General features: G+C 63.4%; 14 protein-coding genes. 9 read left to right on the forward strand and 5 right to left on the reverse strand.

The window, feature by feature from the left end; translation table 11 throughout:
* Window positions 1-9: 9 nt before the first annotated feature.
* From xdhB to OKW20_RS16905, 3 genes are all read right to left on the reverse strand, one after another.
* Window positions 10-2,346, reverse strand: coding sequence for a xanthine dehydrogenase molybdopterin binding subunit (gene xdhB / locus OKW20_RS16895; protein ID WP_429173718.1), 2,337 nt, complete (start codon window positions 2,344-2,346; stop codon window positions 10-12).
* Between the two features lie 2 nt (window positions 2,347-2,348).
* Entirely contained in the window at window positions 2,349-3,824 is a 1,476-nt protein-coding gene (xdhA, locus tag OKW20_RS16900; RefSeq protein WP_429173720.1) for a xanthine dehydrogenase small subunit, read from the reverse strand.
* Window positions 3,825-3,936: 112 nt separating this feature from the next.
* Window positions 3,937-4,713 carry a 3-hydroxybutyrate dehydrogenase gene (locus tag OKW20_RS16905; protein WP_089045040.1) on the reverse strand — a complete coding sequence of 259 codons (777 nt, stop codon included), beginning with the start codon at window positions 4,711-4,713 and terminating at the stop codon, window positions 3,937-3,939.
* A 254-nt stretch (window positions 4,714-4,967) separates the two neighbouring features.
* On the opposite strand from OKW20_RS16905, the gene glpK reads away from it, so the two are divergent.
* Window positions 4,968-6,455: a glycerol kinase GlpK gene (gene glpK, locus OKW20_RS16910; protein ID WP_429173721.1), complete on the forward strand. Its 1,488-nt coding sequence runs from the start codon at window positions 4,968-4,970 to the stop codon at window positions 6,453-6,455.
* Between the two features lie 75 nt (window positions 6,456-6,530).
* Here glpK and OKW20_RS16915 read toward each other — a convergent pair whose 3' ends face one another.
* Complete coding sequence (locus OKW20_RS16915; protein WP_429173723.1) at window positions 6,531-7,019, reverse strand: RidA family protein; 489 nt, start codon at window positions 7,017-7,019, stop codon at window positions 6,531-6,533.
* Between the two features lie 196 nt (window positions 7,020-7,215).
* Between OKW20_RS16915 and OKW20_RS16920 the strand changes: the two genes are divergently transcribed.
* The 5 genes from OKW20_RS16920 to sbmA all read left to right on the forward strand — a co-directional run bounded on the left by OKW20_RS16920 (window position 7,216) and on the right by sbmA (window position 12,752).
* Window positions 7,216-7,911, forward strand: a complete 696-nt coding sequence (locus OKW20_RS16920) for a TetR/AcrR family transcriptional regulator (protein WP_429173725.1) — start codon at window positions 7,216-7,218, stop codon at window positions 7,909-7,911.
* A gap of 104 nt (window positions 7,912-8,015) precedes the next feature.
* The gene (locus OKW20_RS16925) at window positions 8,016-9,074 is read left to right on the forward strand and encodes an LLM class flavin-dependent oxidoreductase (RefSeq protein ID WP_429173727.1); all 1,059 of its coding nucleotides are present in this window, start codon (window positions 8,016-8,018) and stop codon (window positions 9,072-9,074) included.
* 101 nt (window positions 9,075-9,175) lie between these two features.
* The gene (map, locus tag OKW20_RS16930) at window positions 9,176-9,925 is read left to right on the forward strand and encodes a type I methionyl aminopeptidase (protein WP_104667594.1); all 750 of its coding nucleotides are present in this window, start codon (window positions 9,176-9,178) and stop codon (window positions 9,923-9,925) included.
* A 213-nt stretch (window positions 9,926-10,138) separates the two neighbouring features.
* Window positions 10,139-11,338: an MFS transporter gene (locus OKW20_RS16935; RefSeq protein ID WP_429173728.1), complete on the forward strand. Its 1,200-nt coding sequence runs from the start codon at window positions 10,139-10,141 to the stop codon at window positions 11,336-11,338.
* Between the two features lie 154 nt (window positions 11,339-11,492).
* Entirely contained in the window at window positions 11,493-12,752 is a 1,260-nt protein-coding gene (sbmA, locus tag OKW20_RS16940; protein ID WP_429173730.1) for a peptide antibiotic transporter SbmA, read from the forward strand.
* A 22-nt stretch (window positions 12,753-12,774) separates the two neighbouring features.
* On the opposite strand, the gene OKW20_RS16945 is transcribed toward sbmA, so the two are convergent.
* Entirely contained in the window at window positions 12,775-13,782 is a 1,008-nt protein-coding gene (locus OKW20_RS16945) for a polysaccharide deacetylase family protein (RefSeq protein ID WP_429173732.1), read from the reverse strand.
* Here OKW20_RS16945 and OKW20_RS16950 point away from each other — a divergent pair.
* The 3 genes from OKW20_RS16950 (at window position 13,781) to OKW20_RS16960 (ending at window position 15,547) form a co-directional block, all read left to right on the forward strand.
* Complete coding sequence (locus OKW20_RS16950) at window positions 13,781-13,972, forward strand: hypothetical protein (RefSeq protein WP_429173733.1); 192 nt, start codon at window positions 13,781-13,783, stop codon at window positions 13,970-13,972. The two genes, OKW20_RS16945 and OKW20_RS16950, sit on opposite strands and share 2 nt — an antisense overlap.
* Window positions 13,973-14,005: 33 nt before the next feature.
* Window positions 14,006-14,593, forward strand: a complete 588-nt coding sequence (locus OKW20_RS16955) for an NnrU family protein (RefSeq protein WP_043623814.1) — start codon at window positions 14,006-14,008, stop codon at window positions 14,591-14,593.
* A 285-nt stretch (window positions 14,594-14,878) separates the two neighbouring features.
* Window positions 14,879-15,547 carry a tetratricopeptide repeat protein gene (locus OKW20_RS16960; RefSeq protein WP_429116061.1) on the forward strand — a complete coding sequence of 223 codons (669 nt, stop codon included), beginning with the start codon at window positions 14,879-14,881 and terminating at the stop codon, window positions 15,545-15,547.
* Window positions 15,548-15,870: the final 323 nt, after the last annotated feature.

Consider the following 15,870-nt stretch of genomic DNA (forward strand, 5'->3'; position numbering starts at 1 on the left):
CAATGGCCGTCAGGCGTTGCGAAGACGCTCGACGGCCATCAGCACACGCTCCGGTGTTGCCGGGGCATCGAGCCGGGGGCACTCGCGATAATCCGCGACGCTTGCCACCGCCATCGATAGAGCCTCCAGCACCGAAATCGGCAGCATGAAGGGCGGCTCTCCCACCGCCTTTGAGCGGCCGATGGTTTTCTCGGCATTGCTCGACCATTCGGCAAGCTTGACGTTGAAGATCTTTGGCCGGTCGGAGGCAAGCGGGATCTTGTAGGTGGAAGGCGCGTGGGTGCGAAGCCGGCCCTTGTCGTCCCACCAGAGTTCTTCCGTCGTCAACCAGCCCATGCCTTGCACGAAGCCGCCCTCGATCTGGCCGATATCGATCGCCGGATTGAGCGAGCGGCCGACATCGTGCAGCACGTCGACGCGGTCAACCATGTATTCTCCGGTCAATGTGTCGATCGACACCTCCGAAACCGAAGCGCCGTAGGCGTAGTAATAGAACGGCGTGCCGCGGCCGCTGGCGCGATCCCAGTGGATCTTCGGCGTTTTGTAATAGCCGGCAGCCGAAAGCTGGATGCGGCCCATATAGGCCTGCTTGATGAATTCGGGGAAGGGAATGAGCTCTTCGCCGATCTTCACGTGGTTGGGCACGAAGCTGACATGATCAGGCGTCGTCTGCCAGCGCTCGCAGGCGAAGGCGACCAGCCGTTCCTTGATCTGGCGCGCCGCGTCATGGGCCGCCATGCCGTTCAAGTCAGAGCCCGAGGAGGCGGCGGTCGCAGACGTGTTCGGCACCTTGCCCGTGGTCGTGGCGGTGATGCGGACGCGGTCGAGATCGACCTGGAAACTGTCGGCGATCACCTGCGCCACCTTGATGTAGAGCCCTTGGCCCATCTCGGTGCCGCCATGGTTCAGGTGGATGGAGCCGTCCTGGTAGATGTGCACCAGCGCGCCTGCCTGGTTGAAGGCCGTCAGCGTGAAGGAGATGCCGAACTTGACCGGCGTCAGCGCGATGCCCTTGCGGATGACGCGGCTCGTCCGGTTGAAATCGAGGATCGCCTGGCGGCGCGCCTGATAGTCGGCGCTCTCTTCGAGTTCAGTCACGATCTGCGCGATGATGTTGTCTTCGACCTGCTGGTGATAGGGTGTGATGTCGCGACCGGAACCCTTCTCGCCGTAAAAATTCAGCTTGCGGATTTCGAGCGGGTCCTTACCGAGCTGATAGGCGATCTCCTCGATGATGCGCTCGCCGCCGACCATGCCTTGCGGCCCGCCGAAGCCGCGATAGGCGGTGTTCGACACCGTGTTGGTCTTCAACGGCTGCGAGGTGAGTTTCACATGCGGGTAGAAGTAGGAGCTGTCGGCGTGGAACAGCGCACGGTCGGTGACCGGGCCGGACAAATCGGACGAGTAGCCGCAGCGCGCCGCATAATTGGCGTGAACCGCATGGATGCGGCCGTCTTCGTCATAGCCGACGTCGTAGTCGACCAGGAAGTCATGGCGCTTGCCGGTCGCGGTCATGTCCTCGTCGCGATCCGGGCGGAACTTGACGGCACGGTTAAGCCTCTTGGCGGCGACCGCGGCGAGAGCCGCAAACTGGTTGCCCTGCGTTTCCTTGCCGCCGAAGCCGCCGCCCATGCGGCGCACGTTGACGGTCACGGCATTGGAGGGCACGCCGAGCACGTGCGAGACCATGTGCTGGATCTCGCTCGGGTGCTGGGTCGAGGACCAGACGGTGACCTCGTCGTCCTCACCGGGGATGGCAAGGGCGATATGGCCTTCAAGATAGAAATGCTCCTGGCCGCCGATGCGCATTTGGCCTTTGAGCCGCCGCGGTGCCTTTTCGAGCTCGGCTTCCGCGTCGCCGCGCTGCAGGGTCAAGGGTTGCGTCACCAGTTCGCCGCCACGGGCGACGGCGTCGAGAATGTCGGTGAAATGCGGCAGGTCGCGATAGGTGATCTTTGCGAGGCGGGCGGCCCGGCGGGCGATGTCGCGGGTTTCGGCGATCACGGCAAAAGCGGGCTGACCATGGAACTGCACGAGACCATCGGCAAGCACCGGTTCGTCGTGCAGGTGGCTGGGGCTGATGTCGTTGGAATGCGGCATGTCGCTCGCCGTCAGCACGCAGACGACGCCGGGTGCGGCAAGGACGGCCGACAGGTCCATGGCGGTGATTTCGGCATGCGCCCGGTCGGTCATGCCGAGCGCGCCGTGCAGGGTGCCTGCGGGCTCCGGCATGTCATCGATATAGTCGGCGGTGCCGGAGACATGCTTGTGAGCGCTGTCATGGCGTTGCGAGACATGCATCTCGCCGCGGATCGCCTTACGTTCCTCGAAGGTGGATTTGTCCATGGTCATCTGTCTCCCGCAGCGAAGCGCACGAGTTGTGCGGGCTCCCCGCCACTTTCCAGGAAGAAGCGCATCAGCAGGTTCTTCGCCGCCAGCATGCGATAGTCGCTCGTTGCCCGCCAGTCGGTGAGCGGCTGGTAGTCCGCATCAAAGGCCGCTTGCGCGTTGCGAACCGTCTCCTCGGTCCAGGGCTTGCCGATGAGCGCCGCTTCCACATTGGTTGCGCGCTTTGGCGTGGCGGCCATGCCGCCGAAGGCGATGCGGGCGGCGCGGACGGTGCCGTCTTCCACCGACAGGCGGAAAGCGCCGAGCAGGGCGGAGATATCCTCGTCGCGGCGCTTGGAGATCTTGTAGGCAGCAAAGAGATCGCCATCCGGCAGGCGTGGCACGAAGATGCTCTCGACGAATTCGCCGGGCTGACGGTCCTGCTTGCCATAGGCGATGAAGAATTCTTCGAGCGGCAGCGTCCGGCGGCCGTCCTTCGAGCGCAACGTCACGGTGGCCCCGAGAACGATCAGCGGCGGAGGGCTGTCGCCGATGGGCGAGCCGTTGGCGATGTTGCCGCCGATCGTCCCCATGTTGCGTACCTGCTCGCCGCCGATGCGGTTGATCAGCGGGCCGAGGGCGGGAAACGCCTTTATGAGTGCGGCATAGGCCATGCTGTAGCTGACGCCGGCGCCGATCGTCAGACCCGCCTCGGTCTCCTTGATGCCTTGCAGTTCGGCAATGCCGTTGATGAAAATGACCGGGTTGATCGGCCGCATCTGCTTGGTCACCCAGAGGCCGACATCGGTGGAACCGGCAACGACCGTCGCCCCCGGATTGTCGGCAAGCGCTTGCGCAAGGCCATCGCCGTCGGCCGGCACGATCAGACAGTTTTCGCCCTGGCGGACGGTGATCGTCTCAGTCGGCGCCAGCGTCTTCAGGCGGGCAATGATCGTTTCCCGTTCCCGGGTGATCGGATCGAAGATCTCAGACGGTCGCGCCTCTGCGGCTGCTTCGGCGGCGCGCACGATCGGCTCATAGCCGGTGCAGCGACAGAGATTGCCCTGCAGCGCCTTTTCGATGTCGGCGCGGCTGGGGCTGTCGTTGGAAAGCCACAGGCCATAGAGCGACATGACGAAGCCGGGCGTGCAGAAGCCGCATTGCGAGCCGTGGAAGTCGACCATTGCCTGCTGCACCGGATGCAGTGCGCCATCCTGGCCGGCGAGATGTTCGACGGTGACGACATGGGTTGCCTGCAGCGAGCCGAGGAAACGGATGCAGGCGTTGACGCTCTCATAGACGAGCCGGTCGCCCCAGAGCCGCCCGACGAGCACGGTGCAGGCGCCGCAGTCGCCCTCCGCACAGCCTTCCTTGGTGCCAGTCAGCCGGCGCTCCAGCCGCAGATAGTCGAGCAGCGTCGTTGTCGGTGCGATGTCGGAAAGGGCGACCTCGCGGTCGTTGAGGATGAAGCTGATGCTTCCGTTCGGCTGGGGCATGCCATTCATTCCCTGCGGCTGCTGCGTACTACCTGAAATCACTTTGATCTTAGGTGGTTATGCAGAAAAGCAAAGAGCCGCGGAGATTTTTGCACGTCCCGTCAACGTGCGCCTACTGCGCCGTCCAGCCGCCATCCATGGAAACATGGGTGCCGGTGATCTGTGCCGCATCGTCACCGGCGAGATAGACGGCGAGCGCTGCCACCTGCTCGACGGTGATGAACTTCTTCGTCGGCTGCCCCTTCAGCATGACGTCGTTGATGACCTGTTGTTCGGTGATGCCGCGGGTGCGGGCCTGATCTGGGATCTGCTTTTCGACAAGCGGCGTTAGCACGTAGCCCGGGCAGATCGAGTTCGCGGTGATGCCGCTTTCCGCCACTTCGAGCGCCACCGTCTTCGTCAGGCCGAGAACGCCGTGCTTGGCCGCCACATAGGCCGCCTTGAAGGGCGAGGCGACGAGGCCGTGGGCAGAGGCGATGTTGATGATGCGGCCCCAGCCTTTCGCCTTCATGCCGGGAATGGCGGCGCGGATCGTATGGAAGGAGGAGGAGAGGTTGATCGCGATGATGCGGTCCCATTGCTCGATCGGGAAATCCTCGACTTTTTCGACATATTGGATGCCGGCATTGTTGACGAGGATATCGACGCCGCCGAAGCGGGTCGTCGCTGTCGCGATCAGGTCGGCGATTTCGGCTGGCTTCGTCATGTCAGCGGCATGATAGACGACCGTTCCTGTCGTCAACGCGCTGACATCGTCCGTCGCCTTTTTGATTTCGTCCGGGCTGCCGAAGCCGTTCAGCACGATATTGGCGCCGCCCTTGGCGAAGGCCTTGGCGATCGCAAGCCCGATGCCGCTCGTCGAACCGGTGATGACCGCTGTTTTCGTCATTGCTGCTCTCTCCCTTTGCGGCGCCGCGCACTGCTTTGTTGCGGCGCAACAGCGCCAGCCTACGCGGAAAACGACTGACCTGACAATTGTGTTTTTGGCTTCGCGACCGCAGAGTTGAGGAGGGGAGCGGCGAAGCCGGTCGGTTGCGTTTTGTTTTCGTTTGACATTCGTTTTGCCATCGTATTGAAGTTTTCGAAATGAGATCCCGCCTTCAAGGCCGGTGAACAAACATGCGTGTGGCCGGGGAGGGGCATATGGGCGGATTTATTCTCGCGATCGATCAGGGTACGACCTCGAGCCGGGCGATCATCTTCGACGGTCAGCAGCAGATCGCCGGGGCCAGCCACAAGGAATTCAAGCAGTATTTTCCGAAATCCGGCTGGGTCGAACACGATCCCGAGGAAATCTGGCAGACGGTGCTTTCGACGGTCGAGGACGCGCTCGCCAAGGCCGGCATCAAGGCCGGCGACCTCTCAGGCATCGGCATCACCAACCAGCGCGAGACCGTGGTCGTCTGGGATCGCGAGACCGGCAACCCCATCCATAATGCTATCGTCTGGCAGGACCGCCGCACCGCCTCCTATTGCGATCGGCTGAAGAAGCAGGGGCTGGAAAAGACCTTCACCCGGAAGACGGGCCTGCTGCTCGATCCCTATTTCTCCGGCACCAAGCTCAACTGGCTGCTGACCAACATCGACAGGGCGCAGGCGCGCGCCGCCAAGGGCGAGCTCTGCTTCGGCACCATCGATACCTTCCTCATCTGGCGGCTGACCGGCGGCAAGTCCTTCGTGACGGACGCGACCAACGCGTCGCGCACGCTGCTCTATAATATCGCCGACAATGCCTGGGACGACGAACTGCTGAAGATCCTGAAAGTGCCGCGTGCCATGCTGCCCGAGGTCAAGGATTGCGCCGCCGATTTCGGCGTTACCGATCCAGCACTCTTCGGCGCGGCGGTCCCGATCCTCGGCGTCGCCGGCGACCAGCAGGCGGCGACCATCGGCCAGGCCTGCTTCAAGCCGGGCATGCTGAAATCCACCTATGGCACCGGCTGCTTCGCGCTGCTCAACACCGGCAAGGACATGGTGCGCTCGAAGAACCGGTTGCTCACCACCATTGCCTACAAGCTTGATGGCGAAACCACCTATGCGCTCGAAGGCTCGATCTTCGTCGCCGGTGCCGCAGTGCAATGGTTGCGCGACGGGCTGAAGGTGATCAAGGCCGCCCCCGATACCGGCACCCTTGCCGAAAGTGCCGATCCGACGCAGGAGGTCTATCTGGTGCCGGCCTTCACCGGGCTTGGCGCGCCGCACTGGGATCCGGATGCGCGTGGCGCGATCTTCGGCATGACCCGCAACACCGGTCCGGCGGAATTTGCCCGCGCGGCACTCGAAGCCGTCTGCTACCAGACGCGCGACCTGCTTGAAGCCATGCACAAGGACTGGCGCAACAATGGCAAGGAAACGGTGCTGCGCGTCGATGGCGGCATGGTTGCCTCCGACTGGACGATGCAGCGTCTGTCCGACCTGCTCGACGCGCCGGTCGACCGGCCCGTCATCCTCGAAACGACCGCGCTCGGCGTCGCCTGGCTCGCCGGCAGCCGCGCCGGCGTCTGGCCGAAGCAGGAAGACTTTGCCAAGTCCTGGGCGCGCGACCGCCGCTTCGAGCCTGCCATGGACGAAACGACGCGCAAGACGAAGCTCAAGGGCTGGCGCAACGCAGTCAAGCGCACGCTGAGCTAAGGACCCGGACGCGCGCTTCTCCTGACTATCATCTGCCTTCTGGCCGGACGGCGGCGCTCGCGCGCCGGCCGCTCGTCAGTCGATGACCGCGACCGCTTCCACCTCGAACAGCATGCCGTCGACCGCCAGCTTGGGCACCGGAACGAGGGTCTGTGCCGGCAGGGTTGTTCCGAACATCTCCTTGACGCTGTTGGTCAGGACCTCAAGCTTCGACATGTCGTGGTCGACCACGAAGATGGTGAGCTTGGCGACCTGGTCGGGCCTTGCGCCAAGCCCCTCGAGCGCTGCACCCAGATTGGCATAGGCCTGCTTGACCTGCACCGCGAAGTCGGGAGACAGGCCGCCGGTGCTGTCCTGGCCGCCCTGTCCTGAAATGTAGGCCACCCGGGCTCCGGCAGGCACGATCACCGCAGTGCTGTAGCCATGCGGCGTCGGGTCGTAGAGGTTTTTCGGGTTGACGATCGTCAGCCTGGCCGCCTGCTCGTTCGCGGTCGCCGCGGTGGAAACGCCCGTGGTCATGATGATGAACCCTCCGATCATGAGATGTCTGATTGCGCGTGACATGGTGTTCTCTCGTCTCCGAGGCCTGCGCGCGACGCCGCTTGCAGGCCTGCAGGTTTGACCTTTCGCCGTCGCTCTCGCGATTGACTCGTACGGCGTACGATTAAATTGCATCGTACGCCGTACGAGTCAATCGTTCAGGATCGACATCCGGCGTGTTGTCGGCGTAAATCGGTGTTTCAATCTGTAAGGAAGACGCATGGCTGGGAAAGGGAACGGCGGGCAGGGCAAGGGCTCCCAAAGGGTGGAGGCGGCAGCTGAAGCCGGGCAGAAGCCGGGTGGCGAACCGTCGCTGTCTCTGGACCGTATCGTCGCAACGGCGGTTGACCTGCTGGACACCGAGGGGATCGACGGGTTGAAGATGCGCCGCCTTGCCGACCGTCTCGGTGCCGGCGTCATGAGCCTCTATTGGCATGTCAGCAACAAGGAAGAGGTGTTCGATCTGGCGCTCGATGCGGTGTTTGCTTATCGCGAAGCCCCGCAAAAGACCGAGCCAGAGGATTGGCGTAGCGATGTGGTTCACATGCTCGAAGACTGGCGTGCAATCATGTTGCGCCATCCCTGGTCGGCATCGCTTCTGCCGCGCCGGGCGCTCGGCCCGAACATCCTCGCCCGCCTGGAAACCATGAGCAGGGGCCTGTCGGGCGCCGGCGTTGCCGATTCCAGCATGAACGTCGCGATCTGGTCGCTCTGGAACTACGTGCTCGGCGCGACCGTCACACGGGCGAGCTTCGCGCTTTCGGACGCCGACCAGACTGCCGGACAACAGCGCCTCTCGGTGCTCAGCGAACGCTATCCGACCATCGAGCGCACGCGCCTGCTGCTCGACAACGACTGGGACGGCACGTTCCGGAAAGGTCTCGACATTCTGCTCGACGGTCTGTCGCGCCGCTGACGCTTATTGGTGTTCATCCGGGAAACACTGTGTTTCCCGGATGTGCATTTGCTGCTCCCGCGCGCGCCAACTATCTGTTGTGCAAACAGAAAAAGGACAGGCACATGGAACTCGGGCTTTACACATTCGCGGATGTCGATCCGAACGCCGATGACAAGGGCAGGGAAGGGCAGCGCCGCCTCAACAACCTTCTCGAAGAGATCGAGCTCGCCGATCAGGTCGGCCTCGACGTCTTCGGGCTCGGCGAACATCACCGCCCCGACTATGCGGCCTCGGCGCCGGCGGTCATCCTGGCAGCCGCAGCCGCGAGGACGAAGACCATCCGGCTGACGAGTGCCGTCACGGTGTTGAGCTCGGACGATCCCGTGCGCGTTTTCCAGCAGTTTTCGACGCTGGACCTGATCTCGGGCGGCCGTGCCGAAATCATGGCCGGCCGCGGGTCGTTCATCGAATCCTTCCCGCTCTTCGGCCAGTCGCTCGACGACTACGACCAGCTCTTTGCCGAGAAGCTCGATCTGCTGATGGCGCTGCGCGAGAGCGAGAAGGTCTCGTGGGCGGGTGAGATGCGACCGGCGATCCATGATCGCGGCGTCTATCCGCGGCCGCTGCAGCAGGAACTGCCGCTCTGGATCGCTGTCGGCGGCACGCCGCAATCGGTGGCGCGCGCCGGGGCGCTTGGCCTGCCGGTGGCGCTTGCCATCATCGGTGGCGAACCCCGCCGGTTTGCGCCGCTGTTCGATCTCTACCGCGAAGCGGCACGTCGCGCCGGCCAGGATGCGGGGAAGCTGAAGACCAGCATCAACGTGCACGGCTTCATCGCCGAAACGACCGATCTTGCTGCCGACCAGTTCTACGGGCCGCAGGCGGAGGTGATGAACCGCATCGGCCGTGAACGCGGCTGGGGGCCGACCAACCGGGCGCATTTCGACCAGGCGCGCAGCCCGAACGGCAACCTCTTCCTCGGCGACCCGGAAACGGTGGCCGAAAAGATCGTCGAGAACTGGAAGCTCTTCCGCAACGATCGCTTCTTGCTGCAGATGGCGATCGGTCCGATGCCGCACGATCAGATCATGCGCGGCATCGAGCTCTACGGCACGAAGGTGGCGCCGCTGGTGCGCAAGGCACTGGCCGAGGAAAAGGCGGCGGCGCCCGCCGCCGTCTGACCATTCGACGATGGGAACCGACGCTCGGCTCCCATCGTCTCGCCCGGTGCTGGCATAACGCGCGGCGACACGCTACATGTGAGCGCGAAAGCGAGATACGGATGACCCTCAACAACGAAGAAGATCTGCTGCGGCTGAAGGAAATCGGCCGCATCTGCGCCAACGCGCTGCAGGCGATGGGCGAGGCGCTCGAGCCCGGCATCACCACGGCGGAACTGGATGCGATCGGCCGCAAGGTGCTGGAAGAGGCCGGCGCACGCTCGGCGCCGGAGCTCTGCTACAATTTCCCCGGCGCCACCTGCATCAGCGTCAACGAGGAAATCGCCCACGGCATTCCCGGCGGCCGCGTCATCAAGGCGGGCGATCTCGTCAACATCGACGTATCAGCCGAAAAAGACGGCATCTTCGCAGACACCGGAGCCTCGTTCCCGGTACCGCCGGTCACCGCCGCGATCGACCGGCTGTGCCGCGACGGCAAGCGGGCGATGTGGGTCGGCCTCAAGCAGGTTCGCCCCGACCAGCCGCTCGCCGCCATCGGCAACGCCATCGGCGACTTCGCCCGCAAGAACCGCTATTCGCTCGTCACCAATCTCGCCAGCCACGGCATCGGTCGCTCGCTGCATGAAGAGCCGACCGAGATCGCCACATGGCCCGACCCGCGCGAGCGCCGCCGCATGACCGACGGCATGGTCTTCACCGTCGAGCCCTTCCTGTCGATGGGCGCACAATGGGCCGAAGGCGGCAACGACGACTGGACGCTCTACAGCGATCCGCGCGCGCCGACGGTGCAGTACGAGCACACGGTCGTGGTCACCCGCGGCGGGCCGTTGGTGGTGACGCTGCCGGGCTGAACCAGGGATACGGCGGCGGCCTGCAGCCTCCGTCGTCCTCCAGACGATTTTTGCTCCATCGCTGCAATGCATTATGTGTCGCCGTGACTTCGCGCATTTCACCTTTTCGGCGACTGGTCTAAGCCATTGAAATCGGCGATCGTTCGATTTCTTCAATAGGTCCTTCAATTATTGTCGTTTGTGGTCTGCCGTGTTGCGGCGCAATAAACTGATATGACCACGCTCGACAGACCGCTGCAGACCAACATCGCCGCCACGGCAGCCGCCGGCGCCATCGCCATGGCCGTCGCCATGGGGTTTGGGCGCTTCTCCTACACGCCGATCCTGCCGTCGATGATGGCGGATCTCGGCCTGTCGCCGGGCGATGCCGGTTTGATCGCTTCGGCCAATTTCGTCGGCTACCTCGCCGGCGCCATTCTAGCCGCCTATGGCTGGGCGCATGGGCACGAGCGGCGGATCGGGCTTTTGTCGCTCGTCGCCACGACAGCGCTGCTGGCGGCTATGGGGCTGTCGTCCTCCGTCGTCGTACTGGCGCTGATCCGCTTTCTGGCCGGTCTTGCCAGTGCCTTTGCGATGATCTTCATCTCCGGCATCGTCCTTGGCCACGGCCTGCTTGCGCGGTCGGAAAACGTGCCCGCCGTCCACTTTGGCGGCGTCGGCCTCGGCATCGCGTTTTCATCGCTTTGCGTCTGGGCGAACCCGCTTGCGGGGCACGCTGGCCTGACGACCTCCATGGGCGACTGGTTCACTGGTGCGCTCGTCGGGCTGGTCGGGACTGTCGTCGTCGCCGCACTTCTGCCCGGGGTTCCTTCTTCCGGTTCAGGTCCGGTGCGCGAAAAGCCGCTACGCTGGACGCGGCCGCTGACCGTTGTGACCTTCACCTACGCGCTCTTCGGCTTTGGCTATGTGATCACCGCCACCTTCCTCGTCACCATGGCGCGCGATCCGAGCGGCGGCCACAGCATCGAATTTTTCGCCTGGCTGCTGACGGGGCTTGCCGCAGCGCTCTCCGTCTATCTCTGGCGCTTTGCCGTGCCGCGCTTCGGGCTTGCCGGTGTCTACGCGATCGGGCTTCTGGTCGAGGCGGTCGGGCTGGTGCTGACGGTCAGCCTGCCTTTGCCCTATGCCCCGCTTGCCGGCGGCCTGATGCTTGGCGCAACCTTCATGATGATCACTGCCTATGGCCTGCAGATCGGCCGGAAGCTGGCGCCCGAAAGTCCGCGCAAGGCTCTGGCCCTGATGACGGCCGCCTTCGGCATCGGCCAGATCATTGGCCCTCTGGTGGCCGGCCGGCTTGCTGAGCGCACGGGCAGCTTCGCCGCGCCGACCCTGATTGCGGCCGCCGTGCTCTTCCTCTGCGGCGGCGTCATTGTCGCCGAGCTGACGCGGATTTCCGCGGCGTTGAAGTCCTGAGCGGCGGCGAAAAACGGTGCTCGGGCGCCGGCGCTCGCCTGGATGAAATAACAGTAACGTTTACATTACCCGATTGTTGGCGGCGGCGCTTTGCCCTAGTTTCGGCGCTTCGGGAGGCGAGTTGTTCGTCTCCGCCGAAACGAGAGTGCCGCACTTGTTCCTATCCTTCTTTCCGAAGCCGAAGCTCTTCTTCATTTCCTTTGTCGTCTGGTCGCTGATTGCCATCGCCTTCTGGTATGGGGAAGGTGAGCAGCTGGGCGCAGTCTTCGGCATGCCGCCCTTGCCGTCCGACGCGCCGCCGATCGTCGGCATTTCCGCCTTCTGGTCTCCGGCCTTCCTCTGGTTCTACATCTACTTCGCGCTGGTCACGGGGTTATTTGCGGCGTTCTGGTACGTCTACTCACCGCATCGCTGGCAGAACTGGTCGATCCTCGGATCGGCCCTCATACTTTTCGTCACCTATTTTCAGGTGCAGGTCAGCGTCGCCATCAACAACTGGTATGGGCCGTTCTGGGACCTGATCCAGGCGGCGGTTTCCAAGTCAAAGGTCGTCACGGCAGAAGAGTTCTACGGCGAGATCGCGGTCTTCCTCGCGATCGCGCTTGTTGCCGTCGCCGTGGCCGTCATGACCCGCTTCTTCGTCAGCCACTATATCTTCCGTTGGCGCACGGCGATGAACGAATACTACATGGCCCACTGGGGCAAGCTGCGCCACATCGAAGGCGCCTCGCAGCGTGTGCAGGAAGACACGATGCGCTTTTCCACGACCGTGGAAGGTCTCGGTGTCAGCCTCATCGACAGCGTCATGACCCTGATCGCCTTCACGCCCGTGCTGATCCGGTTGTCCGCCAACGTCACCGAACTGCCGATCGTTGGCGCCATTCCCTATCCGCTGGTGACCGCCGCGGTGCTTTGGTCGCTGTTCGGCACCGTGTTTCTTGCCGTCGTCGGTATCAAACTGCCGGGGCTCGAATTCCGCAATCAGCGCGTCGAGGCGGCCTACCGCAAAGAGCTGGTGTACGGCGAAGATCATGCCGACCGAGCCCAGCCGCCGACCGTTGCCGACCTTTTCGAGAACGTGCGCCGTAACTATTTCCGGCTCTACTTCCACTATCTCTATTTCAATATTGCCCGCATCTTCTACCTGCAGATCAACAACATCTTCTCGCTGCTTATCCTGGCGCCGTCGATTATCGCCGGCAAGATCACGCTCGGCGCGTTGAACCAGATCTCCGGCGCCTTCGGCCAGGTTACCTCGTCATTCCAGTACCTGGTTTCTTCCTGGCCGACGATCGTCGAGCTCCTGTCGATCTACAAGCGCCTGCGCGCGTTCGAGGCGACGATCGACGACGAGCCACTGCCCGAAATCGACAAGAAGTTCGTCGAGGTCGGTGGCGAAGAGGAACTGGCCTGAACCAGACCAAAAGCTACGAAAATCAGAAGGCGGAGCGACCCGCCTTCTTTTTTGCCTGCTCGATCAGGGGCAACGCCTGGGCGTAGCTGACGCAGGCGACGTCGGCCTTGCCGCAGACTTCGCTCAGCAGGCGGTCAAGCGCGCGCCAGTAGGCGCCGCCGTTCATTTCGACGAAATGGAAACCGAGCTGCAGCGGGATGCGGTCGCCGGTATATTCGCGGTCGAAGGCTTTCTTGTAGGCCTCGTAGGTGCGTTCCTCGAAGCGGGCGCTGTCCTTCTTGTTCTCGACGCCCATGGAGTGGCGGACGAAGAGATTGTAGTCCATGCCGATGACCGGGCGCTGCGACGGTCCCTCGGGGATCAGCGGCAGGCCGAAGCGCGGCAGACCGTCCTTCTCCGACGGCCAGCCCGGGCCCTTGGTCACCAGGCTCGCGTCATAGGTGAAGCCCCACTCCTTCAGCGCCGGCACCAGGCCATCGCTCAGCGAAAGATAGGGCGCGCGGAAGCCCTTGACGCCGGCCTTGGCGAAATCCGCCCAGCCCTGAGGCTCGGCCTCGGGCGTGCCAGTCTTCTTCCAGGCGTCTTTGAGCGCCGTGTCGAACGTCGAAAACTCGCTTTCCCAGTCGGCCTTGCTCCAGCCCTTGCCGTCGAAGTGGCCGCAGGCGTGGCTGGCGATATCGTGACCGTCGAGATGGGCCTGCCAGATGTGACCGGCGCGCGCCGCGATCTCCTCGCGGCTCTGGGCGAAGCCGACATTCGAGCGGCCCGCCTTCTGGCCCGGCGGCTTGTAAAGCGTCTTGCCGTCAGCCCGGGTCATCAGGAAGGTGCAGGAGAGGAAATAGGTGAAATGCGCACCGGTGCGCTTGGCCATCGCCAGGCTCTTTTCCCAAAGCGCGTTGTCATGTGCGCCGTCGAACGAGACGATCACCAGCTGCTTGTCGCCGGCGGGCGTAGTGGCCGGCGACGCCGGCTCGGCCCTGGCAAGAGCGGGAAGAAGGGCGAGCGAGAGGGCAAGCGGAATACGGATCATGATCAACTGCACTGTTTTGGTTTTGTCGCAAATGGTTCGAAAATGCGGCAATCCTTTGATCGGTCTGGAAAAAACGCGCCATCAAGGCTACTCCATAGCAACCTGGGCGGAATCGGTCCGGGAACCGAAGACACTGGAAATCAACAGGCTTCAGCGGCCGGCTCCCGTCTTTTCCGACGCGCGGCGCTGAGTTTGCCCGATACTCGAACAAAGCGGTGGCCCCATGGCGATACTCGTTCTCGGCATCATTCTTTTTCTCGGCCTGCATCTCATCCGCGTCGTCGCGCCCGGTTTCCGCGCCGGCGTCATCGAGAGCCGCGGCAAGGGCACCTGGATGGGGATCTATGCAATCCTCAGCCTCATCGGCCTCTGTCTGATCATCTATGGCTTCGGCCAGGCCCGCAGCGAAACGGGCATGCTCTACGATCCGCCCGTATTCATGCGCCACATCGCGCTGCTGCTGATGCTCTTTGCGTTCATCTTCCTTGCTGCCGGCTTCCTCCCGGCCGGGCGCATCGCGGTTGCGGTCAAGCATCCGCAGGTGCTGTCGATCAAGATCTGGGCGCTGGCGCATCTGCTCGCCAATGGCGAGACGTCCTCCGTCCTGCTGTTCGGCTCGTTTCTCGCCTGGGCGGTGATTCTGCGCATCTCGCTGAAACGCCGCGAGCGGGCAGGCGAACGCGTGCTGCCGGTGTTCAAGTCGGCCTCCAACGACGTGCTCGCCGTCATCATCGGGCTTGTCGCCTACGTGCTCTTCGTCTGGAAGCTGCACGAATGGTTGATCGGCGTTGCGCCGGTCGTCATGGGCTGACGCAATTTCCGGCAAAAATGCGCAGCGCTTTGCGCCGGGAACTGCAGTAACAGAAAATTTAGAGCGACAGAGGCGGCCTCGTGGCGGCCATCGGCGCTCTAAATCGCGTCGGCCCCCTTACAAGCGCCGCAAAATCGGGTAGAAGGCGCAAAATCCATGAGAGTGCGGCGGGTGCGGCAAAGGACCCGTCGTGCATGCTCGAACAGTTTGAGAGTGTCCGTTCCGCCGATCGTCATCAGACCGTTGGCGCGGCGGGCCAGTGTGCAGGCAAAGCCGGGGCAATAGATGGCGAACCAAGACGACAGCTTTATCCGCGAGGTCAATGAGGAACTGCGTTCCGACCAGATGAAGAGCATCTGGGCCCGCTTCGGCGGCGTCATCGTGGCGATCGCCGTGCTCATCGTTCTCGGCACCATCGGCAAGGTCGGCTTCGACTACTGGCAGGATGGCGCCTCCTCGAAGTCGGGGGATGCGTTCTTGCAGGCGCTCAACCTCGCCAAGGAAAACAAGACGGACGAGGCGCTCACCGCCTTGAACACGCTGGAGAAGGACGGCTACGGCGCCTATCCGGTGCTGGCGCGTCTGCGCGCCGCCACGCTGCAGGCGCAGAAGGGCGAGGCCGACGCGGCTGCCAAGGCGTTCTCCGCCATCGGCAAGGACGGCAGCGTTCCGACGGCTATTCAGGAGGCAGCGCGCCTGCGTGCAGCCTACCTTCTGGTCGACACCGGCAGCTACGACCAGGTTTCGGCCGAGGTCGAGCAGCTTGCAACGCCGCAGAACAACATGCGCCACTCGGCGCGTGAGGCTCTTGGCCTCGCTGCCTACAAGTCCGGCGACTACGCCAAGGCGAAGACCTGGTTCCAGCAGATCGTCGACGATGCGCAGAGCCCGCGCAACGTCACCGGTCGCGCGCAGATGCTGCTCGACGTGATCGCCGCCAGCGGCAAGGCCTAAGACAACAGCAGCCTATCCCCGCCGCGATGGGCACAGGGTGCAAGACCCCTTCGAATCAGCGCATGATCCCAATGTCGGTCTCGACCTTGGGATTGTGCGCTAAAGCGTTTAAAGCAGTTCCAGCAAAAGTGCTTAAGCGGTTTTGCGTCCGGAACTGCGAAAGACAAGGCAGTTCCAGCAAAAGTGCTTAAGCGGTTTTGCGTTCGGGATTGCCGAGTACAATCGGAACAGTTCCGGCTGGAACTGTCGCTGCCGGATGCGGCAGAGAACGAATTATGAGCGCAGACGCCTTGTTGGCAGCGGCGCTCCAAGCGGAAACGGAT

It is taken from the genome of Ensifer sp. LBL (assembly GCF_050435225.1).
Taxonomy (GTDB): Bacteria; Pseudomonadota; Alphaproteobacteria; order Rhizobiales; family Rhizobiaceae; genus Ensifer.